This is a genomic window from Micromonospora sp. WMMD730, from assembly GCF_049178955.1.
GTDB classification, from domain to species: Bacteria; Actinomycetota; Actinomycetes; order Mycobacteriales; family Micromonosporaceae; genus Micromonospora; species Micromonospora wenchangensis.
Genome location: NZ_JBMHML010000002.1, coordinates 3,295,341 through 3,319,973 on the forward strand (window position 1 = coordinate 3,295,341; position 24,633 = coordinate 3,319,973).

General features: G+C 73.2%; 19 protein-coding genes. 10 read left to right on the forward strand and 9 right to left on the reverse strand.

Annotated features, from left to right (window positions below):
* Positions 1 to 150 precede the first annotated feature (150 nt).
* Positions 151 to 1,437, forward strand: a complete 1,287-nt coding sequence (locus tag ACN265_RS14470; RefSeq protein WP_421408043.1) for a low temperature requirement protein A — start codon at positions 151 to 153, stop codon at positions 1,435 to 1,437.
* An 84-nt stretch (positions 1,438 to 1,521) separates the two neighbouring features.
* Here ACN265_RS14470 and ACN265_RS14475 read toward each other — a convergent pair whose 3' ends face one another.
* Positions 1,522 to 2,967 (reverse strand): pectinesterase family protein, encoded by a 1,446-nt coding sequence (locus ACN265_RS14475; RefSeq protein ID WP_421408044.1) that lies wholly within the window; start codon positions 2,965 to 2,967, stop codon positions 1,522 to 1,524.
* Positions 2,968 to 3,204: 237 nt separating this feature from the next.
* Between ACN265_RS14475 and ACN265_RS14480 the strand changes: the two genes are divergently transcribed.
* From ACN265_RS14480 to ACN265_RS14510, 7 genes are all read left to right on the forward strand, one after another.
* Positions 3,205 to 4,137 (forward strand): STM4015 family protein, encoded by a 933-nt coding sequence (locus tag ACN265_RS14480; RefSeq protein WP_421408046.1) that lies wholly within the window; start codon positions 3,205 to 3,207, stop codon positions 4,135 to 4,137.
* Positions 4,138 to 4,143: 6 nt separating this feature from the next.
* Entirely contained in the window at positions 4,144 to 5,094 is a 951-nt protein-coding gene (locus tag ACN265_RS14485) for an STM4015 family protein (RefSeq protein ID WP_420116215.1), read from the forward strand.
* Position 5,095: 1 nt separating this feature from the next.
* The gene (locus ACN265_RS14490; RefSeq protein ID WP_421408048.1) at positions 5,096 to 6,172 is read left to right on the forward strand and encodes an STM4014 family protein; all 1,077 of its coding nucleotides are present in this window, start codon (positions 5,096 to 5,098) and stop codon (positions 6,170 to 6,172) included.
* Positions 6,160 to 6,963 (forward strand): STM4013/SEN3800 family hydrolase, encoded by an 804-nt coding sequence (locus ACN265_RS14495; RefSeq protein WP_421408050.1) that lies wholly within the window; start codon positions 6,160 to 6,162, stop codon positions 6,961 to 6,963. Before ACN265_RS14490 ends, ACN265_RS14495 begins: the two co-directional genes overlap by 13 nt.
* Positions 6,960 to 8,285 carry an STM4012 family radical SAM protein gene (locus ACN265_RS14500; RefSeq protein WP_307826108.1) on the forward strand — a complete coding sequence of 442 codons (1,326 nt, stop codon included), beginning with the start codon at positions 6,960 to 6,962 and terminating at the stop codon, positions 8,283 to 8,285. The genes ACN265_RS14495 and ACN265_RS14500 overlap by 4 nt, the downstream gene beginning before the upstream one ends.
* The gene (locus tag ACN265_RS14505) at positions 8,282 to 9,298 is read left to right on the forward strand and encodes an STM4011 family radical SAM protein (protein WP_421408053.1); all 1,017 of its coding nucleotides are present in this window, start codon (positions 8,282 to 8,284) and stop codon (positions 9,296 to 9,298) included. The genes ACN265_RS14500 and ACN265_RS14505 overlap by 4 nt, the downstream gene beginning before the upstream one ends.
* A gap of 126 nt (positions 9,299 to 9,424) precedes the next feature.
* Positions 9,425 to 12,388, forward strand: coding sequence for a COR domain-containing protein (locus ACN265_RS14510; RefSeq protein ID WP_421408056.1), 2,964 nt, complete (start codon positions 9,425 to 9,427; stop codon positions 12,386 to 12,388).
* Positions 12,389 to 12,401: 13 nt separating this feature from the next.
* On the opposite strand, the gene ACN265_RS14515 is transcribed toward ACN265_RS14510, so the two are convergent.
* From ACN265_RS14515 to ACN265_RS14545, 7 genes are all read right to left on the reverse strand, one after another.
* A complete protein-coding gene (locus tag ACN265_RS14515; protein WP_363652998.1) occupies positions 12,402 to 13,895 on the reverse strand; it encodes an MFS transporter in 1,494 nt (497 codons plus the stop codon).
* A complete protein-coding gene (locus ACN265_RS14520) occupies positions 13,892 to 15,676 on the reverse strand; it encodes an IucA/IucC family protein (protein WP_421408058.1) in 1,785 nt (594 codons plus the stop codon). Before ACN265_RS14520 ends, ACN265_RS14515 begins: the two co-directional genes overlap by 4 nt.
* The gene (locus tag ACN265_RS14525; RefSeq protein ID WP_421408059.1) at positions 15,673 to 16,248 is read right to left on the reverse strand and encodes a GNAT family N-acetyltransferase; all 576 of its coding nucleotides are present in this window, start codon (positions 16,246 to 16,248) and stop codon (positions 15,673 to 15,675) included. Before ACN265_RS14525 ends, ACN265_RS14520 begins: the two co-directional genes overlap by 4 nt.
* Positions 16,245 to 17,537 carry a lysine N(6)-hydroxylase/L-ornithine N(5)-oxygenase family protein gene (locus ACN265_RS14530; RefSeq protein ID WP_421408061.1) on the reverse strand — a complete coding sequence of 431 codons (1,293 nt, stop codon included), beginning with the start codon at positions 17,535 to 17,537 and terminating at the stop codon, positions 16,245 to 16,247. The genes ACN265_RS14525 and ACN265_RS14530 overlap by 4 nt, the downstream gene beginning before the upstream one ends.
* 25 nt (positions 17,538 to 17,562) lie before the next feature.
* Positions 17,563 to 19,113 (reverse strand): pyridoxal phosphate-dependent decarboxylase family protein, encoded by a 1,551-nt coding sequence (locus ACN265_RS14535; protein WP_421408063.1) that lies wholly within the window; start codon positions 19,111 to 19,113, stop codon positions 17,563 to 17,565.
* A gap of 144 nt (positions 19,114 to 19,257) precedes the next feature.
* Complete coding sequence (locus ACN265_RS14540) at positions 19,258 to 20,502, reverse strand: MFS transporter (protein WP_421408066.1); 1,245 nt, start codon at positions 20,500 to 20,502, stop codon at positions 19,258 to 19,260.
* Complete coding sequence (locus ACN265_RS14545) at positions 20,499 to 21,209, reverse strand: siderophore-interacting protein (protein ID WP_421408068.1); 711 nt, start codon at positions 21,207 to 21,209, stop codon at positions 20,499 to 20,501. The genes ACN265_RS14540 and ACN265_RS14545 overlap by 4 nt, the downstream gene beginning before the upstream one ends.
* Positions 21,210 to 21,267: 58 nt before the next feature.
* Here ACN265_RS14545 and ACN265_RS14550 point away from each other — a divergent pair, with 58 nt between their 5' ends.
* Together ACN265_RS14550 and ACN265_RS14555 are read left to right on the forward strand one after the other, a co-directional pair.
* Positions 21,268 to 23,373 carry a penicillin acylase family protein gene (locus ACN265_RS14550; RefSeq protein WP_421408070.1) on the forward strand — a complete coding sequence of 702 codons (2,106 nt, stop codon included), beginning with the start codon at positions 21,268 to 21,270 and terminating at the stop codon, positions 23,371 to 23,373.
* Positions 23,370 to 23,930: a GNAT family N-acetyltransferase gene (locus ACN265_RS14555; RefSeq protein ID WP_420116155.1), complete on the forward strand. Its 561-nt coding sequence runs from the start codon at positions 23,370 to 23,372 to the stop codon at positions 23,928 to 23,930. The genes ACN265_RS14550 and ACN265_RS14555 overlap by 4 nt, the downstream gene beginning before the upstream one ends.
* 51 nt (positions 23,931 to 23,981) lie before the next feature.
* Here ACN265_RS14555 and ACN265_RS14560 read toward each other — a convergent pair whose 3' ends face one another.
* Positions 23,982 to 24,572: a hypothetical protein gene (locus ACN265_RS14560; RefSeq protein ID WP_421408072.1), complete on the reverse strand. Its 591-nt coding sequence runs from the start codon at positions 24,570 to 24,572 to the stop codon at positions 23,982 to 23,984.
* Between the last annotated feature and the right edge of the window lie 61 nt (positions 24,573 to 24,633).

The window sequence follows — 24,633 nt, forward strand, 5'->3', positions numbered from 1 at the left end:
AGCGTGCGGTGTTCCGGCCACCCGGCGTCGCCCGCGCTCCACACCGGGGTTCGCCCTGCGTCGCGCCGGGAACCCGGCGTCGTCCGTACCGTGACGAGGGGGTGCCGTGACCCGTCCGCCCACCGGCCGGGCCGGCACCGCATGGCACCGGTGACCACATCGTTACGCCGGGGCCTGCGGCCGGTCACCGAGTCCACCCGGGTCAGCACCGCCGAGGTCTTCTTCGACCTGGTGTTCGTCTTCGCGTTCCTCCAGGTCACCACCCTGATGATCGCCGAGGACAACGACCTGGGCGTGCTGCACGGGCTGCTCGTGCTGAGCCTGCTGTGGTGGTCCTGGTCGCTGTTCGCCTGGCTCGGCAACCGGGTACGCGCCAACTACGGCATCGCCCGGCTCACCCTGCTGGCCACCACCCCGGTGATGTTCGTGCTCGCCGTCACCACCCGGGAGGCGTTCCAGGACTCACCGGGCGGGATCGACACGCCGCTGTGGTTCGTGGGCTGCTATCTCGCCGTACGGTGCTGCTACCTGATCCTGCGGCTGTACTCCTCGCCGCAGCTGCGGGCCCGCGACGTCCTTGCGCTCACCGTGCCCCCGGTCGTGGCAGCCGGGCTGCTGACCGGCGCGGCGCTGCTGCCGCGCACCGCGCTGCCCACCGACCGGATGCTCGCCGCGCAGGTGCTGCTGTGGGTGCTGGCCGGCATCGTCGACTATGTCGCCGGCCAGGCCCTGCCGCTGCCACCACGCATGATCTTCTCTGCCCGGCACTGGACCGAACGGCACAACCTGATCGTCATCGCCGCCCTCGGGGAGGTGTTGATCGCGGTCGGCATCGCCGGCTCACAGCTGACCAACTCGATCGGCCTGCTGACCGCCTCCGCCCTCGCGGTGGTGGTGGCGGGCGCCCTGGAGTGGATCTACATCGACCTGTCGACGCTGGTCGGTGAGCACGCCCTGCGCGCCGCCCCACCGGCCGAACGGGTCGCGCTCGCCCGGGACTGCTACTCCTTCCTGCACCTGCCGATGATCGCCGGCATCATGCTGCTGGCCCTGGGGTTCAAGCACATGCCCTCCCTCGTCGGGGAGGCCGACACCTACACCGGCGGCCAGCCCCTGGACCACACCGGCCGCTACGCGCTGTACGGCGGCGTGGTCACCTTCCTGCTCGCCCACGCGACGTTCCAGTGGCGGCTCAGCCGTACCTGCCGGAACCTGATCTGGCCCCGGCTGGTCGCCGCCGCGACGCTGCTCGCCCTGCTGCCGGCCACCGCCGGCATCCCCGCCCTACGGGCGCTGGCCTGGCTGGCCCTGGTCTGCCTGGCCACCGCGGTCACCGAGTACCTGGTCAGCCGCAGCGAACGACGTCGGCTACGCCGGGCCCTCGTCGACGAGCACGAGGCCAGTTGCCCGCACGGGCCGGGCCGGGCGGTCTCCTGACCGGCCCGGCCGCCCACGTCGGCATCCGACGCGGACGGCCGGACCGGCGGATCACCGCCGGTCAGCGTCCCCGCGTCGGGGTGCTCACATCGGTTTCCAGCCGTCGCTACCGGCAAGGTAGCGCTGCGGCGTGTAGGTGGCCGCCTGGGCGTCACTGAGCTGGGGACGGTTGCCGTTGGTGCCGGCGCCGGGCCCGGTGTTGCGGTACTCGCGGAACCGCGCGTTCTGCCACACGTTGCCGGACATGTCGATCCAGGGCTGGGCGGTCTTCATGGTCGCGCTGAGCGTCGACTCGCGGTAGAGGACCTGGGCGTCCGGCCCCCACGGGCGGCCGAGCTGGGTGGTGTTGTTCGTCGCCCCGGTGATCGTCGACCGGTAGATCAGCATCCCGTACGTCTTGCTGGCCGGCGTCCGGGCGGCGGTGATCGGTCCACCGGTCGACCGCTTCTCGTAGATCGAGGTGCCGTCGATGACGATCGTGCCGCCGCCGAAGATGAAGTCGACGGTGCCCTCCACGTAGGAGCCGACCACGTACGCCCGGGTCTTGTCGTTGACCAGGAAGGTGTCCTGGTCACCGAGGAGCCGGACGTTGCGCAGCACCGCCCGGTCGGCGTTCAGGTGCAGCGCCACCGCCTGCTGGTCGACCCCCGAGGAGTTCTCCACGAAGTCGTTGGCGATGGTCAGGTTCTCGGCGACGAAGTTCGCCCCGTCGACGAACATGCTCGCGCTGTTGAAGGTGCCGTAGGTCGTGCCGTCCGGCTTGCGGGTGCCCGCGGAGTTGTTGAAGACGAGCACGACGTTCGACGGTGCCGAGCCGAGGCCCCGCAGGGTGACGTTGGTCTTGTTCGACGCCACCCGGACGACCTCGCGGTAGGTGCCCGGCTTGATGGTGATCGTGGTCCGGCTGGAACTGTTCGCCGGCACCGCGTCGATGGCGGCCTGCACCGTGCGGTACCTGCCGGTGCCGTCCGAGGCGACCGTCGGCGTCCCGCTGGTCGGCGGTGGGGTGGTCGGCGGAGGCGGGGTGGTGGGTGGCGGCGTCGTCGGGGGCGGGGTGGTGGGTGGCGGGGTGGTCGGCGGTGGCGGGGTGGTCGGCGCGGCGGTGGTGGGGGTGGTCGTCCCGGTGCAGGCCGTGCCGTTGAGCGTGAAGCCGGCGGGGTCGGGGTTGCTGCCGGTCCAGGTGCCGTTGAACCCGACGTCCACCACGCCGCCGGTGCCGATGGCGGCGTTGTAGTCGAGGTTGGTGGCGACGACGGCGCCGCTGGCCGGGCTGGCGGTGAAGCCCCACGCGCTGGTGATGGTCTGCCCGGCGGGGAAGGTCCAGCCGAGCCGCCAGCCGTTGACGGGGTCACCCAGGTTCTTGATCGAGATGGCGGCGGTGAAGCCACCGGTCCACTGGGCGCCGACCTGGTAGGTGACCTGACAGCCGGCGGCGGCCTGCGCCGAGACGGCGGTGACGACACCGGCGACGAGGGTGGTGGTGACGGCGGTGGCGACGATCGACGCCGCCCGCCGGGTGCGATTTCTCACGAGCGAACTCCCCGGGGTATCCGAACACGGACCGCCGTGGGAGCGCTCACACGAGCCTCGCACACCCGGTCTCCGCTGTAAAGCGTCACCGACCGGGCACTCCCGGTGGGCGCGGGCCCGTCCGGTCACGCCGACCCGGCCGGGCCTGGAGGCGGGCCAGCGCCCGGTGCTGATCATCCTGTCGGTCGGGCCTGTTACGGTCGCGCCGCTGTCACACCAGTCGAGCCGGAGGTAGGCGTGATCCGTTCGCACTTGTCGTCGTTCGCCGGAATGCCGGTGGTCCCCTTCACACCGGGGATGACACTGCCCGACGATCCGTCGGCCGTCGCCTGGCGGCTGGAGGTCGAGGACTTCGAGGCCGAGCCGGAGGAGTTCGCCGACCTGGTCGCGGCGCTGCGGGCGGAGGTGCCCGGCGAGTCGGTCCGCGCCCTGGTGATCGGCGAGTGGGGCTCGGCGTACGAGCGGGCCCTCCCGGTCGACCTGCTGGCCGACGCCGCGAAGGACTGGACCGCCCTGCGCGCGGTGTTCCTGGCCGACCTGGTCAGCGAGCAGTGCGAGATCTCCTGGCTCACCCACGGCGACCTCACCCCGCTGCTGACCGCCTACCCGCAGCTGGAGACGCTGTGGGTACGCGGGGCCAACGAGCTGACCCTGCAACCGGTGCGCCACACCGGGCTGCGGGAGCTGGGCTTCCAGACCGGCGGCCTGCCCGGTGCGGTGACCCGCGCGGTGGGCGACGGCGACCTGCCCGCCCTGCGCCGGCTCGACCTGTGGCTCGGCCGGCAGGACTACGGCGGCGACACCGGCGTCGACGACCTGGCCGCGATCCTGACCGGCGACCGGCTGCCCGCGCTGCGGCACCTGGCGGTCTGCAACGCCGAGTTCGCCGACCACGTCGCGCAGGCGGTGGCCACCGCCCCGGTGGTGTCCCGGCTGGAGGTGCTCGACCTGTCGATGGGCGTGCTCACCGACCCCGGCGCCGAGGCGCTGCTGGCCGGGCAGCCGCTGACCCACCTGCGCCGCCTCGACCTGCACCACCACTTCCTCTCCCCCGAGGTCGCACAGCGGCTGACCGACGCGCTGCCCGGTGTCCAGGTCGACCTGGACGACCCGCAGACGCCCGACGAGTACCACGGCACCGTCTACCGGTTCACCGCGGTCGGGGAGTGAGCGACGATGACGTTCGGTTCCCACGCCCAGACGTTCGCCGGCCGGCCGGTGGTCGAGTTCCCCGCCGACGGGCCGCCACCCGTCGTGGACGGCCCGGTCTGCTGGCGGATCGCCGACTGGCACTTCGACGGCGACACCCGCCAGGACCTCCTGTCGGAGCAGTTCCGGGACCGGTTCGACCGGTTCGTCGAGCAGGTCGGTGACCGGGTCGAGGCGCTCGTCGTCGGGGCCTGGGGATACGCGGCGTTCCACCACGCCCCGATCGCCCAGCTCTGCGCGGCGGCTCCCCGGCTGCCCCGGCTGCGGGCCCTGTTCCTCGGCGACATGGTCACCGAGGAGTGCGAGGTCTCCTGGATGCGGGTCGGCGACGTCAGCCCGTTGCTGACGGCCTACCCGGAGCTGGAGGTGCTGCGGGTACGCGGCGGCGAGGACTTCAGCTTCTCCCCGGTGCGACACGGGCGGCTGCGGACGCTGTCCGTGCAGAGCGGCGGGCTGTCCCGGGAGTTCGTCGCCGCGGTGCTCGGCTCGGAGCTGCCCGCGCTGCACCACCTGGACCTGTGGCTGGGCACCGACGACTACGGCGGGAACACCACCGTGGCCGACCTGGACGCGCTGCTGGCCGGGAAGCTCTTCCCGGCGCTGCGCCGGCTCGGGCTGCGCAACGCCGAGATCGCCGACGAGCTGGCCGCCGCCCTCGCCACCGCCGCCGTGGTGCCCCGGTTGGAGCGGCTCGACCTGTCGCTGGGCACCCTGTCCGACGACGGGCTAGCCGCGCTGCTCGACGGGCAGCCCCTGACCCACCTGTCCACGCTCGACCTGCACCACCACTACCTGTCGGAGGAGGCCGCCAACCGGGTGGTCGCCGCGTTGCCCGGCGTCGAGGTGGACGTCTCCGAACCACAGGATCCGGACGAGGACGACGGGGAGACCTACCGCTACACGGCGGTGTCGGAGTGACATGCGACTGACCGTGGTGGGCAACCCCGACAACCGGCGGGTCGCGCTGTTCCGGCGGGCCGTACGCGAGGCGGGGTTGCCCGACCCGGCGGTGCTGCCCTGGGCGCGGCTGCTCACCGGGGCGGCCCCGCCGGACGCCGACACCCTGGTCCGGGTCGACTCCCCCGGCGAGGACGCGGAGGTGGACCGGCTGCTGCGCGGCGCGGCCACCCCCGCCCGGCACGGGGAGCTGATCGGCCTCGCCGACACGTACACCGGGCTGGTGGCCGGAATGGGCCGGGTGGCCGCCGGGGGCGCGACGCTGCTCAACCACCCCGACGACGTGGCGGCGCTGTGCGACAAGCGCCGCTGCCACGCGCTGCTGTCGGCCGCCGGGGTGCCGGTACCGGCGGCGCTCCCGCCGGTCGGCGGCTACCCGCAGTTGCGGGCGGCGATGGCGGCGGCCGGCTGGCACCGGGTGTTCGTCAAGCCGGCACACGGCTCGTCGGCGGCCGGCGTGATCGCGCTCGCGGTCGGGCCGCGCCGGGTGCAGGCGGTCACCCCGATCGAGATCACCCCGGACGGGCTGTTCAACTCGCTGCGGCTGCGCCGCTACGACGACGAGGCGACCATCGCGGCACTGGTCGACCGGCTCGCCCCGGAGGGCCTGCACGTGGAGCGGTGGCTACCCAAGGCCGGGCTGGCCGACCGGGTGGTCGACCTGCGGGTGGTGGTGGTCGCCGGCCGGCCCACCCACGCCGTGGTCCGGGCCGCCCGGGGACCGCTGACCAACCTGCACCTGGGCAACGCGCGCGGCGACCTGGCCGCGCTGCGGGCGGCGGCCGGCCCGGAGTCCTGGACGGCGGCGATGCGGACCTGCGAGCGGGCGGCGGCATGCTTCCCCCGGTCACTGCACGTCGGGGTCGACCTGATGTTCCTGGTGGGCTGGCGGCGACACGCGGTGGCCGAGGTCAACGCGTTCGGCGACCTGCTGCCCGGGGTGCTGACCGACGGCCGGGACACCTACGCCGAGCAGGTGCACGCGCTGACCAGCGGCCGGTGGGACCGGTGGCGGGAGGAGGCCGGATGCGCACGCTAATCGGCAGTCACGACATCTGCCTGGTCACCCTCGACACGCTGCGCTTCGACGTGGCCGACGAGCTGGCCGAAGCCGGTCGGACACCCCGGCTGACCCGGGCGCTGCCGGGCGGGCGGTGGGAACGGCGGCACTCCCCCGCCAGCTTCACCTACGCCGCACACCACGCCTTCTTCGCCGGTTTCCTGCCCACCCCGGTCGGGCCGGGCCGGCACGAGCGGCTGTACGCGGCGGCGTTCCCGGGCAGCGAGACCGCCGGGGCCGACACCTGGGTCTTCGACGCCCCCGACCTGCCCACCGCGCTGGCCGGGGCGGGTTACCACACGCTCTGCCTGGGCGGGGTGGGCTTCTTCAACCGGCGCAGCCCGCTCGGGTCGGTGCTGCCCGGCCTGTTCGCCGAGGCGCACTGGGAGCCGGAGTTCGGCGTCACCTCCCCGACCTGCCTGGACGCGCAGCTCGACCGGCTGGCCGAGGTACTGCCCGGCCAGCCCGCCGACCGGCCGGTGTTCACCTTCCTCAACGTCGCCGCTCTGCACCAACCCAACCGGCACCACCTGCCCGGCGCGGCGCACGACAGCCAGGACAGTCACGCCGCCGCCCTGGAGTACGTCGACTCCCGGGTCGACCGGCTGTTCGCCCTGCTCACCGGGCGGGGACGGCCGGTGTTCACGATCATCTGTTCCGACCACGGCACCGCGTACGGCGAGGACGGGCACACCGGCCACCGGATCGGCCACGACGTGGTGTGGACCGTCCCGTACGCCCACTTCGTTCTGCGACCGGGGGAATGGTGACCAGCACCGACACGGGCCTCGACGGCTCGCCGTACCAGCAGTACCTCTACGCGTACCCGCACAAGACCTCCTACCGGGCGCTGCGGCCCCGGCCGCTGCTGGCCGACGTGTGGCGGGCGGAGGCCCGCGACGCGCTCTTCCTCTACGTGCACCTGCCGTTCTGCGAGATGCGCTGCGGCTTCTGCAACCTGTTCACCCGGGCCAACGCCCCGCAGGAACAGGTGACGGCCTACCTGCGGCAACTGCGCCGGCAGGCGGAACGGGTCGCCGACGCGCTCGGCGACGACGCCGGGTACGCCCGGGTGGCGTTCGGCGGGGGCACCCCCACCTACCTGACCGCCGACGAGCTGACCGACCTGTTCGACATCGTCACCGGCACCTGCGGGGCGCGGCTGCCGGGCGTACCGCTGGCGGTGGAGACCTCGCCGGCCACCGCGACGCCGGACCGGCTCGCGGTGCTCTCGGCGCACGGGGTGCACCGGGTGAGCATCGGCGTGCAGAGCTTCCTCGACGTCGAGGCGCGGGCCGCCGGCCGGCCGCAGCGGCGCACGGAGGTGGAGACGGCGCTCGGCGCGATCCGCGACGCGGCGGTCCCCGTGCTCAACATCGACCTGATCTACGGCATCGACGGACAGACGGCGGCGACCTGGCAGGAGAGCCTCGACGCGGCGCTGGCCTGGCGGCCGGAGGAGCTGTACCTCTACCCGCTGTACGTGCGGCCGTTGACCGGGCTGGGTCGGCGGGCGCACGGCCGGGCCGACTGGGACGCCCACCGGCTGGCCCTCTACGAGCAGGCGGTGCAGGTCCTCGGCGCGGCCGGTTACCGGCAGGAGTCGATGCGGCAGTTCCGCCGCGCCGACGTGCCCGCCCCGGACGGACCGGACTACTGCTGCCAGGACGACGGCATGGTCGGCCTCGGCTGCGGGGCGCGCTCCTACACCACCGCGCTGCACTACTCGTTCGACTACGCGGTCTCCGTGTCGCAGGTCCGGTTGGTGTTGGACGACTACCTGGCCCGGCCGGCCGACGACTTCCGCCACGCCGAGTTCGGCTTCGCCCTCGACGGCGCCGAGCAGCGCCGCCGGTGGCTGCTCAAGTCGCTGCTGCGCGCCGAGGGGGTCGACGCGGCGGCCTACGCCGCCCGGTTCGGCCGGCCGCCGGGCGAGGACTTCCCCGAGCTGGGGCGGCTGGCCGACCGGGGCTGGGCGGACGCCGACGGGCTGCGGCTCACCCCGGCCGGGTTGGCCCGCTCCGACGCGATCGGCCCGTGGCTGACCTCCGCCCGGGTCCGGCAGGCGATGACCGGGTACGTGCCCCGGTGACCGCTCAGCCGCCGCACGTCCTCCCGCCCCGCACGGAACTGCCGCTGCACGTCGTCCCGCCCCGGGCGGCGCAGCCGGCGTGTTCCGGGGCCGGGGCCGCCGACGTCGGGGCGGAGCTGGCGGTGCTCTACCGGGGGCCGCTGGCGAGCTGCAACTACGACTGCCCGTACTGCCCGTTCGCCAAGCGGGTCGACCCGCCGGAGCTGCTGCGCGCCGACCGGGCGGCGCTGGACCGGTTCGCCGACTGGGTGACGGCCACCACCGACCGGCGGCTGTCGGTGCTGTTCACCCCGTGGGGCGAGGGGCTGACCCGCAGCTGGTACCGCGACGCCATGGTGACGCTGTCGCACCTGCCGCACGTCGGCCGGGTGGTCATCCAGACCAACCTGGCCGCCCGGGTGGACTGGCTGGCCGACGCCGACCTTGCGACGGCGGCACTGTGGACGACGTACCACCCGGGGCAGGTCACCCGGGACCGGTTCCTCGCCCGCTGTGCCCGGCTGTCCGAGCTGGGCGTGCGCTACTCGGTGGGGGTGGTCGGCCTGCCCGAGCACCTGGCCGAGGCGCGGGCGCTGCGGGCCGCGCTGCCCGAGACGGTTTACCTGTGGGTCAACGCCGCCGACGGGCACCACTACACCGCCGGGCAGGAGGCGGCCTGGACGGCGCTGGACCCGCTGTTCGGCTGGAGCGTCCGCCCGCATCCGTCGCTCGACCGGCCCTGCCACGCCGGGGAGACGGCGATCTCCGTCGCGGGTGACGGCACCGTGCGCCGCTGCCACTTCCGGCCCGCGCCGATCGGCAACCTCTACGACGGGTCGTGGCGGGCCGCCCTGAAGCCCCGGGCGTGCGACGCCGCCCTCTGCGACTGCCACATCGGGTACGTCCACCTCAAGCCGCTCGGGTTGCGCGACGTGTTCGCCGGTGGGGTGCTGGAACGCATTCCCGCAGCCTGGCCGGCGGTCACCTCGCCGTCGGTCCAGACGGCCCAGCCGATCCCCTCCCCCGGCCGGTAGGAGCCGGACGTCGGCTGGCACGTCCTCAGTACGATCGTCGATCTGCCGTCCCCCGGCATGTTCGACGTGGGGCGGGCGGCACGACCGCACCACCACCGTCCGTCACCGTCATCAGGGGACCGCTGGATGTCGACGTCCGTGCTCGACCGGATCAGTGAAGCCGACCGGACGAGAAGCACCGTCCTGTCGTTGGCCGGGACGCGGGAGACCGAACTCCCCGCGACGGTCGGCACCCTGCGCCGGTTGCGGACCCTGGACCTGCGCCACAGTCGGATACGCACGCTGCCGCCGACCATCGGGGCGCTGAGCAGGCTGGAGGTGATCGACGCCAACGGCGGGGCGCTGACCGGGTTGCCGGCGGAGATCGGTCGGCTGCACCGGCTACGCGACTTGGACCTGGGTGGTTGCCCGGTGCGGGAGATCCCCCGCCAGTTGTGGGAGTGCGCCGCCCTGCGCCGCCTGCGGCTCGACGGCGACTACCAGCAGCTACCGCCGGGCATCGGGCAGCTCCGTCAACTGGAGTGGCTCTACATCGAACCGACCTGCCGGCTGGTCTGGCTGCCGCGCGGCTTCTCGGCGCTGCCGTCGTTGCAGGAGCTGGCCCTGGCGCCGGCCCCCGACGGCACGCTCGCCGGGGCGGTGTTCCGGCTGCCCCGGCTGCTCCGGCTGACCGTGCTCGGTGACGGCCCGGTACGGCTGCCCCCGGAGACGGGCCAGTTGAGCCGGCTACGCGAACTCGATCTCGGTGACGCCGTCGTCACCGACCTGCCGACCGAGCTGGCGGACCTGCCCGACCTGATCACCCTGCGGGCGCGGGCGGACCGGCTGGCCGAACCGCTGGGCGAGCTGTACCGGCGTGGTCTGCCGGCGCTGCTGTCCTACCTGCGTGACGAGGGCCGGGACGGGGTGCCGCTGCACGAGATCAAGGTGCTGCTCGTCGGCGAGGGCGAGGTGGGCAAGAGTTCGCTGGTCGGCGCGTTGCACCGGCATCCGTTCCTGGTGGGCCGGCCGACCACCCACGGGATCGAGCTGAGCAGGCTCGCCCTGCCCCACCCGGAGACCCCGGAGATGGACATCACCCTGCGGATGTGGGACTTCGGCGGCCAGGAGGTCTACCGGATCACTCACCAGTTCTTCTTCTCCCGCCGGTCGCTGTACCTGCTGGTGTGGAAGCCCCGGCAGGGTCAGGACGAGAACGCGATCGAGTTCTGGCTGCGGCTGATCCGGTTACGCATCGGCCGGGACGCCCGGGTCCTGATCGTGGCCACCCACGGCGACGAGCGGCAACCCGAGATCGACCTGCCCCACCTGCGGGCGAAGTTCGCCCCGTCGTTGCTCGGCCAGTGGGTGGTGGACAACGCCTCCGGCCGGGGCGTCACGCAGATCGAGGCGGAACTGGCCCGGCAGGCGGCCCGGTTCCCGCAGATGGGACGGCGGCTGAGCAAGCGGTGGGTGGCCGTGCGTGACGCCCTGGCCACCTTCACCGAACCACAGATCCCGTACGCCACCTACCATGCGCTGTGCGCGCAGCACCAGCTCGACGCCGATGCCGAACAGACGCTCATCGAACTGCTGCACGACCTGGGCACCGTCGTGCACTTCTCCGAGGACGACGGGCTGCGCGACATCATCGTCCTGCAACCGGAGTGGTTGACCCGGGCGATCGGCTACGTCCTGGAGGACAGCCGGACGCGCGCCGACGGCGGGGTGCTCGACCATGCCCGGCTGCGCGAGATCTGGCAGTCGCCGACGCCGGGCCGGGAGCAGTACCCGACCGCCTACCATCCGTACTTCCTGCGGCTGATGGAGAAGTTCGACGTCTCCTACCGGCTGCCCGAGAACGACCGCAGCCTCGTCGCCCAACTGGTGCCCTATCAGAAGCCGGAGGTGCCCTGGCAGGAGACGCCGCTGCGGATGCCCCGGGTCAACACGGTCAGCCTGATCTGTGAACTGTCCGACGAGGCCCCAGGGCTGATCTCCTGGCTCACCGTCCGCAACTACCGGTTCTCCACCGGCCTGCACTGGCGGCGGGGGGTGTTCCTGCGGCACCGGGCATACCACCTCGATGCGTTGATCCAGCTCGACGACGACAGGCGGCTGTCCCTGGTGGTCAAGGGAGGTGCCCCGGTCTACTTCTTCAGCATCCTGCGCGACGCCATCGAGGACCTGCTGCGCAGCCGGTGGCCCGGCCTGGCTTACCGCCTGCTGGTGCCCTGCGTCAACACGCTTGCCGACGGGCCGTGCCGGGGCACGTTCCCGCTGGTCGCGCTCGACGGGTTCCTCCGGGAGCACCGGACGGTGGTGGCCTGCCACACCTGTCTTCAGGACACCGACCTGTGGCTGTTGCTGAGCGGTTTCCCCCCTGAGCAGGGTCCCGCCTTCGCCGTGTTGGCCCGCCAGGAGCGGCGGATCGCCGAGATCGAACAGAGCATCTCGGCGGTGCACGCCACCGTCGGCCACCTGGAGGAGATCGCCAGCGACACCGCGCTGCTGCTGCACGGTATCCGCCGGATGCTGGCCGTCGAGGTGGCCGACTGCCCGGCGCTGGTCAGCATCTGCGAGGTCCCCAGGTCGCGGTACAACCCGGCCCGACTGCTGACGCACCAGTTCCAGCTCAGCCTCTGGTGCGAGTTCCCCGACCAGCAGCACCGGTGTACGCATCCCGGTTACCCGTTCACCCAGACCCGGGACTGGTTCCTGCGGGCCGGGCCGTACCTGGAGCGGCTGGCCATGGTGTTGCGGCTGATCCCGCTCACCGGCGCGGTCACCGGCCTGCTCGGTGTGCTCGAACCGGCCCGCGCCGCCGAGATGGCCCGGCTGAAGGCGGAGATCGACCTGATGGGCGCGGCGACGAACCTGCTACCGGGCGACCGCGGCACACCACCGCGACCGGCGGTGCCCGGCTCCCCGGACGCTGCCTTCCGCGGCGACGAGGTGGCCGGTTTCCGGGCCGTCCGCGAGCTGCTGTTCGCGCTGGACCCGGCGCGGGAGTTCGCCGGCCTGCGGCGGGTGGTGGCGGAGTCGGGCGACTACCTCTGGGTCTGCCCGGAGCACTACCTGCACTACGATCCGGGGCTGCCGGAACTCTGAGCGGCCCGGTCGGTCAGCGGGTGCGCTCGGCGCGGCGCAGCAGCCCGGCGGCGAGCAGCCCACCGGCCAGGACCGCCACCGCCCCGGCGGTCTGCCCGGTGACCAGCGCCGACGCGAACGCGTCGGTGACCCGACCGCGTTCGGTCTCGCCTGCGGCGGCGGCCAGCGCGGCCGGGTACGAACCGGCGCCGGCCACCGCGACCGGCGCGAGCGCGGCGAAGCGGGCGTTGAGCACCGCGCCGAGCACGGCGATGCCAAGGCTGCCGCCCACCTCGGCCATGGTGCCGTCGATCCCGGCGCCGACACCGGCCTTCGCCGGGGGGATGGAACTCATCACCGCCTCGACGATGGCCGGGTTGGCCAGGGCGCAGCCGAAACCCATCACCAGCAGCCCGGTGAGCAGCACGGCGTAGCTGTCGGAGCGGACGTGGGTGACCAGGGTGAGGCCGGCGGAGAGCAGCACCATCCCCAGGGCGATGGCCCCGGGCACCCCGAGCCGGCGGATCAGCCGGGTGGCGACCCCGCCGAGGTTGAGCAGCACGATGGACAGCGCGAACGGCACCATCCGCAGTCCCGCCTCCCAGGCCGGGTAGCCCCGGACGAACTGGAGGTCCTGGGTGAGCAGGAACAGTGCGCCGGTGGATCCGAAGGTGATCAGGACGACCCCGGTGACCGCGCCGACGAACCGGCGGTCGGTGAAGAAGTGCATGTCCAGCATGGGGGCGGCGATCCGCCGTTCCCAGCCGACGAAGGCGGCCAGCAGCAGCACGCCGACGCCGGCCGCGCCGAGGATGGCCGGTGAGGTCCAGCCGCGTTCGGGACCGTCGATGATCGCCCAGACCACGCCGGTGAGACCGGCGGTGGACAGCAGCACCCCACCGACGTCGGGCCGCCCACCCACCGGGTCGCGGGACTCCGGCACCAACGCGAGGCCGGCCACCAGGCAGACCAGCACGATGGGCACGTTGACCAGGAAGATGGCCCCCCACGGCAGGTGGGCGAGGATGATCCCGCCGATGGGCGGTCCGGCGGCGTACCCGAGGGCGCTGGTCGCCGCCCAGAGGCCGATCGCCCGGGAGCGTTCGGCACCGTCGAAGACCTGCATGGCGACGGCGAGGGTGGCGGTGACCAGCAGTGCCCCGCCGACGCCCATGCCGGCGCGGGCGGCGATCAGCTGGTCGCCGGAGCGGGCCAGCCCGGCGGCCAGCGAGCCGACGCCGAACAGCACCAGGCCGGCGACGAGCATCCGGCGGCGGCCGTAGCGGTCGGCGGCGCTGCCGGCGGTGAGCAGCAGCCCGCACTGCACCAGCGCGTACGCGTTGATCATCCACTGGATGTCGGTGGTGCTCGCGTCCAGCTCGGTGGTGAGCACCGGCACCGCCACGGTGAGCACCGTGTTGTCCAGCACCACGGTCAGCTGGGCCAGGCAGAGCACCGCCAGGATCAGCCAGCGCGACCGCAGCGGGGTCGCCGGGCCGGGCCGCGCGGCGGACAGCGCGGTGGTCATCGGGGCGGAGCGTAGCGGGCGAGCGGGTTGGTCAGGGTGCCGGCGAACTGGAGCGCCGCCGACGGGTCGGCGAGGTCGACCATCTGCTGGTTGTTGCGCAGTTGCAGCCGGTTGAGGCAGGACAGGGTGAACTCCTCGGCGAACAGGTCGTGCCGGCGCAGCCGGTCGGCCAGGTGCGGCACCCGGGCGGCGTAGTCGGTCGCGCAGTCGGCGACGGTACGCCAGAAGTCGTCCTCGTCGAGCACCCCGGCCCCGGCCAGCACGGCGTTGAGGTGGCGGAAGAAGCAGTCGAAGACGTCGGTGAAGATGGTCAGCAGCTGCTCGTCGTCGGGGATGGCGGCACGGACCCGCCGCACCAGCGGCGGCAGGTCGGCCTCGGGGTCCATCACCACGATCTCCTCGGCGATGTCCTTGAAGATGACCCGCTCCACCACGCCGTCGTGCAGCACCAGGATGACGTTCTCGCCGTGTGGCATGAAGGCCAGCCGGTGGGCGTAGAAGCTGTGCAGCAGCGGCACCAGGTAGGCGTCGAGGTAGCGGCGCAGCCACTCCCGCGCGGGCAGGCCGGACTCGGCGATCAGGGCGGCGGCCAGCGACCGTCCGTCGCGGTCGGTGTGCAGCAGGGCGGCCATGGTGGACAGCCGCCGGCCGGGGGCCAGGCCGGGCACCGGGCTCTCCCGCCACAGCGCCGCCAGCATCTTGCGGTACGGCGAGTAGCGGTCGGTGGCCGCCTCGTACTGCGGGTGGCGGTAGCCGACGGCGGCCCGCTCGCGCAGGATGGTCAGCCCGGTGCCGGTGAGCACCGGGTCGCCGGTGACCAGGTCGAAGAGCCAGTCGTTGATCGCCGGGGTGGCCTCCATGTAGGCCGCCGACAGGCCGCGCAGGAACCCCATGTTCAGCACGGACAGCGCGGTCTTGACGTAGTGCCGGCGCGGCTCGGTGACGTTGAAGAAGGTCCGGATGGACTGCTGTGGCAGGTACTCGTCGGGGGCCTCGCCGAGGCAGACCAGCCGTCGGCGGGCGACCTCCCCGGCGAAGGTGACGGCGAGGCGGTTCCACCACTGCCACGGGTGCACCGGGATGAGCAGGTAGTCGTCGGGGTCGAGGCCGGCGTCGGCCAGGGTGGCGGTGAACCGGGCCAGGGTGTCCGGGCCGAGTTCGGTGTGCAGCACGGTGGCGTAGTCGAGATCGGCGGCGCTGCTGAAGGTGGCGTGGTCGCGGTGCGCGGCGACCCAGACCAGCCGCACCGGCCGGCCGGCCTCCGGGGCGTACGCGTGGTATTCACCGATGCCGAAGCCGATCCGGCCGTTGTTGGCCACGAAGCACGGGTGCCCCTCGGTCATCCCCGTCTCGATGGACTGGAAGTCGGCGCGGGCCAGCTCGTCGGCGCCCACCGCCGGCCGGGTCAGCTTGAACGCCGTGCCGGCCAGGGTGGAGGTGATCTCCTCCAGGTAGACGGGGAGCACCTGGTCGCTGAGGCCGAGCGCGCCGCGCAGTTCGAGGCAGAGGTCGACGGCGTCGAGCGGCAGATCCTCGTCGCCGCGCCGCCGGGTGATGCTCTCCGGGTCGATCTGCCAGTGGTCGAGGGTGAACCGGCGGGCGGTGAAGCGGTACTCGACCGTGTCGTCGTCGGTGCGGACGGCCCACCGGTCGTCGCCGGTGGGGGCGGGCTCGATCAGGCGTTCGTGGGCGAACTCGGCCAGCGCCTTGGCGACCAGCAGCCGGTTGGCGTGGGCCCAGGTGGCGGGGGTCAGGTGGGCCACGGATGCGGCGGGGTTCACGCGGGCACGTCTCCTCGGGTGGCGGCCAGGAACTGGTCGCGGGTACAGACGCTGAGCAGGGCGTCCTTCTCCGGTTTGCGGATCGGTCCGACGACGGTGAAGCCGACGGCGGCGTTGAGGGCGTGCACGGCGGTGTTGCGCACGTCGGGTTCGACGACCACCCGTCGGGTGGCCGGGTCGGCGAACAGCCAGTCCAGGACGGTGGTGATGACGGCCCGGGTGAAGCCGTGCACCGGCCGGTCGGTGGGGGCGCAGAGGAAGTGCATGCCGACGTCGCCGGGCTGCGCGGGATGGAGGCCGACCAGCTCGATGCGGGCCGGGTCGTAGCGTTCGGCGAGGAACGTCGGTTCGCCGCGCCACAGCCCGAGGTACGCGTCGTGGTGCGGGTGGTCGGCGATGCCCCGGTACTCCCGGGCGACCCGGTCGACGTCGGCGTCCTGCATCAGCCAGAACGCCGACTTCGGGTGGGTCACCCAGCGGTGCAGCAGCCCGGCGTCGCCCTCCGGGTCGAGGGTACGCAGCGCGAACTCGCCGAGCGCGGGGTCGTGCCGGCGGTGGACGACGTGGGTCACGAGGTGCCGCCCGCCTGGACGCCGAACTCCTGGAAGGCGATCCGCTGCTCGATCGGGTAGTGCTCGCGTCCGGTCAGCTCCCGGATGATCCAGGAGTTGCGGTACGGGCCCATGCCCAGGTCGGGTGAGGTGATGCTGTGGGTGTGGGTGCCGGCGTTCTGCAGGAACACCCCCCGGCCGGTGTGGTCGATGCTGTAGTTGCGGGCCACGTCGAAGCGGCCGTGGGCGTCGAAGCGCAGCCGGTCGCGGATCGGGTCGAGGAACTGCGGCACCCGGTAGTGGTAGCCGGTGGCCAGCACCAGCCCCTCGGTGTCGAGGGTGAGGTCCCGCTCCTGCTCGATGTTGCGCAGCCCGAGGGTGTAGCGGCCGGCGGCCTCGTCGTACCGGGCGCTGGTGAGTTCGGTGTTGGTCAGCAGCCGGGTCGGCACCGGCCCGTGCACCCGGTGGGCGTAGAGCAGGTCGAAGATGTCGTTGATCAGGTCGGCGTTGATCCCCTTGAACAGGCTCTTCTGGGTGCCCTCCAGCCGGTAGCGGGTGGCCTCGGGCAGCGCGTGGAAGTAGTCCACGTAGTCCGGGGAGGTCATCTCCAGGGTGAGCTTGGTGTATTCGAGGGGGAAGAAGCGCGGCGACCGGGTGACCCAGTTGAGCTGGTAGCCGCAGGCGCCGAGGTCGGTGAGCAGGTCGTGGTAGATCTCGGCGGCGCTCTGCCCGCTGCCGACGACGGTGATGCTGCGCTTGGCGCGCAGCGCCGCCCGGTGCTCGCGGTAGCGGGAGTTGTGGATGACGTCGCCGCCGAGGCCCCGGCAGGCGTCCGGGACGTACGGCGGGGTGCCGGTGCCCAGCACCAGGTGCCGGGCCCGGTGGGTGACCCGTTCGCCGGCCACCTCGGCGTGCACCACGTACCGCTCGTCGGCGGGGTCGTAGGAGATGCCGGTGACCTGGTGGCCGAAGCGGACCGAGGGCAGCTTCGCCGCCGCCCAGCGGCAGTAGTCGTTGTACTCGTGACGCAACGGGAAGAAGCTCTCCCGGATGTAGAACGGGTAGAGCCGGCCGACCTCCTTGAGGTAGTTGAGGAACGAGTACGGCGAGGTCGGGTCGGCCAGGGTGACCAGGTCGGCGATGAACGGCGTCTGCAACCGGGTGGACTCCAGCAGCATGCCGGGGTGCCAGTCGAACTCGTCGCGGGCTTCGAGGAACAGGCCGTCGAGGTCGTCGAGCGGCGCGGTCAGACAGGCCAGCCCGAGGTTGTACGGGCCCAGCCCGACGGCGATGAAGTCGTGGGTCGACACAGGGGTTTTCTCCAGGGCGGGGTGGTCAGCCGACGGGGCTGGACAGCTCGGCGGTGGCCCGTGCACGGGCGTACCAGCCGGCGTGTTCGGCGATCAGGTCGAGCACGTGGGCGATGTCGTCCAGGGTGGTCTCGGGGTTGAGCAGGGTGAGCTTGAGGTGGTGCGCGCCGTCGACCTTGGTGCCGGCGACCAGGGCCGCGCCGGAGGCGGCCAGCGCCTCGCGGGCGTGCAGGTTGGCCTCGTCGACGACGTCGCGGCCGGCGCCCGGCGGCAGGTAGCGGAACACCACGGTGCTCAACTGCGAGCGGGTGACCACCTCGAAGCGGGGGTCGTCGGCGAGCAGCCGCCAGGCGGCGGCGGCGAGGTCGACCACCTCGTCGAAGAGGCTGCCGATGGCGTCGGGCCCCATGATGCGCAGGGTGAGCCAGAGCTTGAGGGCGTCGAACCGGCGGGTGGTCTGCAGGCTCTTGTCGACCTGGTTGGGGATGCGCCGCTCGGCCATCCGCGCCGGGTTGAGGTAGTCGGCGTGCCAGGTGGCGTGGCGCAGCACCCGCCGGTCGCGGACGACCAGGGCGCTGGAGCTGACCGGCTGGAAGAACGACTTGTGGTAGTCGACGGTGACCGAGTCGGCCCGTTCGATGCCGGCCAGCAGGTGCCGCCGGGTGGGCGAGACCAGCAGCCCGCAGCCGTACGCGGCGTCGACGTGCAGCCAGACCCCGGCGGCGGTGCAGATCTCGACGATCCGGTCCAGTGGGTCGATGGTGCCGAAGTCGGTGGTGCCGGCGGTGGCGACCACGGCCAGCACGGTCTGGCCGTCGCGGCGGCACCGGTCGAGGGTGTCGGCCAGTTCGTCGGTGCGCATCCGCCGGCCGGCGTCGGTGGTGACGGTGAGCACCGCGTCGGCGCCGAGGCCGAGCAGCTTGGCGGCCTTCTGGACGCTGAAGTGTCCGGCGGTGGAGGTGATGATCCGCAGTCGGGACAGCACCTCGGGCCGGCTGGGCCGGTCGGTGCCGCCGCCGACGATCCGGGCATACGCCTCCTCCCGGGCCAGCAGCAGCGCCTGGAGGTTGGACTGGGTGCCGCCGCTGGTGAAGATGCCGTCGGCGGTCGGGCCGAAGCCGATCCGCCCGGCGGTCCAGTCGACCAGCCGGCGTTCGATGAGGGTTCCGCCGGCGCTCTGGTCCCAGGTGTCCAGGGAGGAGTTGACCGCGCTGAGCACCGCCTCGCCGAGCAGGGCGGGGATGACCACCGGGCAGTTGAGGTGGGCCAGGTAGCGGGGGTGGTGGAAGTAGACGGCGTCGCGCAGGTAGACGTCGTGCAGTTCGTCGAGGGCGGCGGCGGTGTCGCCGAGCGGACGGTCCAGGTCGATGCCGGCGACCCGGGGGGCCAGCTCGTCGGGGGTGATGCCGGTGCCGGGCCGGTCGACGCCGGCCACCCGGGCCGCGACCCGGTCGATGCCCTCGGTGACGGCCCGGCGGTAGTCCTCGACGGTGCCGGCGGTGAACAGGTGGGCGCGGGGTGGGGTGGGACGCGTCCCGGTCACGGGGGCCTCGACGGTGGATCCGGGCAGGCTCATGGGCAGTCCTCGACGGTCGGTGACGGGGGCGCGGGCGGGACGGTGGGCGGGTCAGGTCGTCCCGGCGGCCCAGTTGATCTCGCAGAGTTAGGCTACCCTAACCTAACTTCTTGTCAATCCCGACACCCCGCCCCGCCCACCGGCTCAGCCCACCGGGGTGGCGTGCGCAACCGCCGGCTCGGCCGGGCGGGTCGCGCCGGCCCGGAACCGGCGCTGGTGCCCCAGTCCGACCAGGACGCCGACGGCGACCAGCACCACCGAGGCGAGCGCGACGGCGGGATAGCCGACCCGGTCGGCGGCGGCCAGCCCGACCGAGGCCGCCAGGAACGAGCAGATCAGCCCGAACGACGACAGGACCGTGAAGTCGGTGCCCCCGGTGCCCGGCCGCGAGTAGTCCATGTTGACCACGTAGAGCACGACGTTGGCCACGGTGTACGCGGCCATGAAGCAGCACAGCGCGGCCACCGTCGCCGCAAGCGGCGCACGCCCGTTCAGCAACGGCAGCAGCATGACGGTGGAGACCGCGAGGGCCGCGCCCCCGACGACGAGCAGCCGCGCCCGGCCGAACCGGTCCACCCCGACCCCGGCGAGCAGGCCGGCGACGATCGCCGGGGCGCTGATCACCACGCCGGTGACCACGCCGATGCGGGCCAGCGACCAGCCCGCGTCGACCAGCGCCGGGGTGACCAGGGCGTAGGCCGCGCCGGCTCCGGTGTAGACCAGCGGCACCACGCCGAAGGTCCACCAGCGGCAGCCGGGCTGCCCGAACACCGACAGCAACGCCCGGTACGCCTGCCCGGCGCCGGCCACCCGGGCGACCCGGTCCGGTTCCCGCAGCCGCCACACCACCACCAGGCCGACGGCGGTCAACGCGGCCAGCAGCCCGATCGCCGGCAGCCAGCCGAACCGGTCGTAGACCAGCACGCACGCGCCGCCACCGAGCAGGTTGCCCAGGTAGCTCGCGGCGACCTGGATGCCGTTGCCGGCGCCCCGCGTCCCCTCGGACAGCACCCGGACGGCGACCGCGTCGACCGCGATGTCCTGGGTGGCGGAGAGGAAGACGTAGGCGGCGCAGATCGCCACCACCGGGCCGAGCTGCCGGGTCGGGTCGGCGAACGGCAGCAGCGCCAGCAGGCTCAGCACCAGACCCGCCTGCAACGGCAGCAGCCAGGACCGGTAGTGCCCGTGCCGGCGGGAGCCGTACCTGTCGAGCAGCGGAGCCCAGAGGAACTTCAGCGGCCAGACCAGGCCGACGAACTGGAGCAGGGCCAGGGTGTCCAGTGAGGTGCCGCCGTCGCGCAGGATGGCGGTCAACCCGACGGTGATGAACCCGATGCCGAGATACTGCGTGACGTAGAGCGTGGTGAGCGTGCCGAGGCGTCCGGTCACCGCGCGCTCCAGTAACCCAACGCGGTGAGCTGCTGCTTGCCCACGCCGAGGGTGCGGCGCACGTGCCGGGTGAGCGCGCGGGTGCTGCCCGCCTCGCAGGCCAGCCAGTAGTGGGCGTCCGGCGCGGCCGGCAGCTCCGCCCGGACGGTGTCGACGAGCTGCTGCCCGTCCTGCCCGCGCGGCACCCAGGTGACCCGGTGCTGGTCCCCGGCGCGCGGGGTGAGCGCCTGCTCCCCCGGGTGGGCGTACTCCAGCCAGACCGTGGCGGGGATGCCGGCGGCGGCGTCGAGCAGGCTGTTCACCGCCGGCAGCGAGGCGGCGTCACCGACCAGGTAGAGGTGCGCGGGGGCCGGGTCGGGCAGGGCGAAGGCGCTACCCTGGAGGGTGGCCACGATGGTGTCACCGACCTGCGCGCCGGCCGCCCAGCGGGCCGCGCAGCCGTCGTGCAGGGCGAATTCGAGGCTGAACCGGCCGGTCGCCGGGTCCAGGTCGACCAGGGTGTACGCCCGCTGGTGCGAGCGACCCGCGTCGTCGAACCAGAGCCGGATCCACATGGTGGGGTGCACCTTGGCCGCCGCCAGCAGGCCGCCGTCGTCCATCAGCAGACGCCGGTAGTGGTCGCCGACCGGCTCGGTGCCGCGCACGGTCAGCCGGAAGTCCCGACCGCCCATGGCCTTGAGCACCAGGGCCTCCCAGTTCCGTTTCACACGCCCTCCAGGTAAGGTCCGCCTAAGTTAGGCGAGGGTAACTTACCTGGGGAGTCCTGTGGAGAGTGGGACCGGCACGGAACCGGGCGGTCGTCCGGCCACCGGCGTGCACCGCGACCGGTGGGGCGTACCGCACCTGTGGGCCGACACCGTCGACGAGCTGGCCCGATGGCAGGGCCGGGTGGCCGCCACCGACCGGGCCTGGCAGCTCGAGGTCGAACGGTGGCGGGCCGAGGGCCGGCTCGCCGCCCACGTCGGGCCGACCGAACGCGACTGGGACCGGTTCGCCCGGCGCTCCCGCCTCGACGACACCGCCCGGCGCTGCTTCGAGCAGCTCACCCCGGCCACCCGGCGCTGGGTCACCGCGTACGCCGACGGGGTCAACGACGCGTTGCCGGCCGGCGCGGCGGCGGCCCCGGAGTTCGCCGCCACCGGCAGCACGCCCGGCCGGTGGCGACCCTGGTCGCCGCTGGGCGTGTTCCTGGTCCAGCACATCCTGTTCGGCACCTTCCCGCAGAAGCTGTGGCACGCCCACGTCGCCGCCACCCTCGGCCCGCACGCCCGCGAGCTGTTCGCCGTCGAGGGGCCCGGCGGCTCCGGCAGCAACGCCTGGGCGCTGCCCGCCGACCCGCTGACCGGGCGCGGGCCGGTCATCGCCGGCGACCCGCACCGGCTGCTCGAACTGCCCGGCATCTACCAGCAGATCCGGCTCGCCTGCCCCGAGTTCGACGTCGTCGGGCTGGCCTTCCCCGGCGTGCCGGGGCTGCCGCACTTCGGGCACGCCGGTGACGTCGCCTGGGCGGTCACCAACGCGATGGCCGACTACCAGGACCTCTACCGCGAACAGCTACGCCGCGACGGCGACCGGGTGCTGGTCCGCGACGCCGACGGCTGGGTGCCGGCCCACCGGCACGTCGAACGGATCGAGGTACGCGGCGACGCGACCGAGACCGTCGAGGTGATCGAGACCCCGCGCGGGCCGGTGATCGACCACGACCGGCACACCGGCGAGGCGCTCAGCCTGCGCACCCCGACCCGGGTCACCGGGAACCTCGGCTTCGAGGCGCTGCTGCCGCTGCTGCGGGCCCGCACCGCCGACGACGTCGCCGACGCGCTGCGTGGCTGGGTCGAACCGGTCAACAGCGTGCTCGTCGCCGACCGGCACGGCACGGTGCTCCAACTCGTCGCCGGCCTGGTGCCCGAGCGCGACGACAGGTGCCGGCGCGAACCGGTGCCCGGCTGGGACGCCCGCTACCGGTGGCGCGGCGACTACGCCACGACCAAGCCCGTCGAGGTCGGCGGGCCGGTGGTCTGCGCCAACGACCGGCGCGACGACACCGCCGCCCTCGGCGTCGACTTCGCCCCGCCGCACCGGGCCCGCCGCATCCGTGACCTGCTCGCCGACGGCGTCGCCGCCCCCGACGTCCACATGGACACCCGACGCGGGTCGACGGTCCTGCGGGACCTGCTCGCCCGGCTCGACCCGGCCCCGCTGAGCGCGCCCGCCCGACGGCTGCGGGACCGGTTGACCGGATGGGACGGCCGGATGGCCGCCGACAGCGTCGACGCCGGGACGTTCGCCGCCTGGCGGGCCGCGCTGGTCCACCGGCTGGCCGCGCACCCCGTGTTGGGACCGTTGCACTCCCCCGGCGGCTACGACCCCCTCTTCGCGCCGTGGACCGACCCGCTGGCCCGAATCGGGCACGCCGTGGAGGGGGTGGTCGCCGGGCTGCCCCGCCTCGGCGGCGCGGTCGAACCGCTCGCCGCCGCCGCCCTGGAGGACGTCGCCGCCGGCGACCCACCCGGCCCCTGGGGGCGGCGACACCTGCTGCACCCGCTGCACCTCGGGGTGTCCGACGCGGTCACCGAACGGGTCGCCGCGATGCGGGCGGCCACCGCGCTCGGCGGCGACACCGACTGCGTGCTGGCCACCTCCAGCGTCCCCGGCGTCTCCGACGCGTGCTGGCGCGGGCCGGTCGCCCGCTACGTGTGGGACCTCACCGACCGGGCGGCGAGCCGCTGGATCGTCCCCTTCGGCGTCTCCGGTCGCCCCGACGACCCGCACTTCGCCGACCAGTTACCACTGTGGGCCACCGGTGGGCTGATCCCCGTCGGCACCGACTGGCGCACCCTGACCCCCGCACCCGAGACGAGGACCCCGTGACCTACCAGGAGCAGATCCCCGGCTTCGGTGAGCTGACCCTCACCGTGGTCGACCCGGACGCCCACGCCACGCTGCTGCACGGCTGGGTGACCGAGCCCCGCGCGACGTTCTGGGGGATGGGGTCGTACACCGTCGAGGAGGTACGCGAGGTCTACACGTTCGTCGACGGCCTGAGCACCCACCACGCATACCTGATCGGGTTGGACGGCGCGCCGGTGGGCCTGTTCCAGAGCTACCAGCCGGAGGCCGACCCGGTCGGGGAACGCTACCGGGTACGCCCCGGCGACATCGGGATGCACCTGCTGCTCGCCCCAGGCCGGCGGCCCCCGCGCGGACTCACCGACGCGATCGGCCCCGCGCTGGCCCGGTTCCTGTTCCGCGACCCCACCCGGCTGCGGATCGTGGTCGAGCCCGACGTGCGCAACCGGTTCGCGCTGCGCCGGCTCGAACGCGAGGGGTTCACCTTCGCCGACGAGATCGACATGCCCGACAAGCGCGCGCAGTTGGCGTTCCTCACCCGGGAGCGGTTCGAGGCGGACCACCCCGTACCGGCGTGAGCCGCCCGGCCCAGCACCCGTCGGGCCACCTGGGCGGGTGTGCCGGCCGGATCAGCACGTACGGATCCTGCCGCTGTGGCCGGCGGGCACCAGTCGTCCCGCGTACGCCCAGCCCTGCAACGGGTCGGACGACTGGGACGAGCGCATGTCGTCCCCGGGATCGAGTCGTGGCCAACGGATCTTGATCCAGACGCCCGCGACCTCGTCGTCCAGGACCGGATCGAAGCTCGTGGTCATCGAACAGCCGGCATAGACCAGCGTCTTGTCCCAGGCCGCACCGGCCCGCCTGCCCCCCGCCTCCGGCGACGTGCGGACGAACAGGTGTCCGGGGGCGACAACCAGGTACGGTGCCAGATCACCTGGCGGGGGCGGCACGTCCGCGTACCTCTCGGCGCGCTCGAGCGCCTCCTCGCGGGTGAGTTCCCTGGCGCCGTTCTGGAAGATGTTGGCGTTGTTGATGACGTCGGCGGCCTGGCCACCGTTCTGCGCCTGCTTGTTGCCGGTGCCACCGGTCTGGGACTGGCTGTCGCCGTGCCCTCCGCCCTGCCCGGACTGGAGACACGCCACCACACCGAAGACGACGGTCGCCAGCACCCCGCAGATCGCAACCGTCAGGTTCTTCCTGTTCCAACTCCACGCCATGGCACTCACTCCGCAGCTCGGCGCACGACCTCAGCGGTACGGGACAGCGGACGAGCGCTGG

Bases quoted from the DNA above. Each gene is read 5' to 3' on its own strand.
- ACN265_RS14485 (WP_420116215.1), top strand. From the start codon at position 4,144: ATGACGTTCGGTTCCCACGCCCAGACGTTCGCCGGCCGGCCGGTGGTC.
- ACN265_RS14490 (WP_421408048.1), top strand. From the start codon at position 5,096: ATGCGACTGACCGTGGTGGGCAACCCCGACAACCGGCGGGTCGCGCTG.
- ACN265_RS14495 (WP_421408050.1), top strand. From the start codon at position 6,160: ATGCGCACGCTAATCGGCAGTCACGACATCTGCCTGGTCACCCTCGAC.
- ACN265_RS14510 (WP_421408056.1), top strand. From the start codon at position 9,425: ATGTCGACGTCCGTGCTCGACCGGATCAGTGAAGCCGACCGGACGAGA.
- ACN265_RS14515 (WP_363652998.1), bottom strand. From the start codon at position 13,895: ATGACCACCGCGCTGTCCGCCGCGCGGCCCGGCCCGGCGACCCCGCTG.
- ACN265_RS14535 (WP_421408063.1), bottom strand. From the start codon at position 19,113: ATGAGCCTGCCCGGATCCACCGTCGAGGCCCCCGTGACCGGGACGCGT.
- ACN265_RS14560 (WP_421408072.1), bottom strand. From the start codon at position 24,572: ATGGCGTGGAGTTGGAACAGGAAGAACCTGACGGTTGCGATCTGCGGG.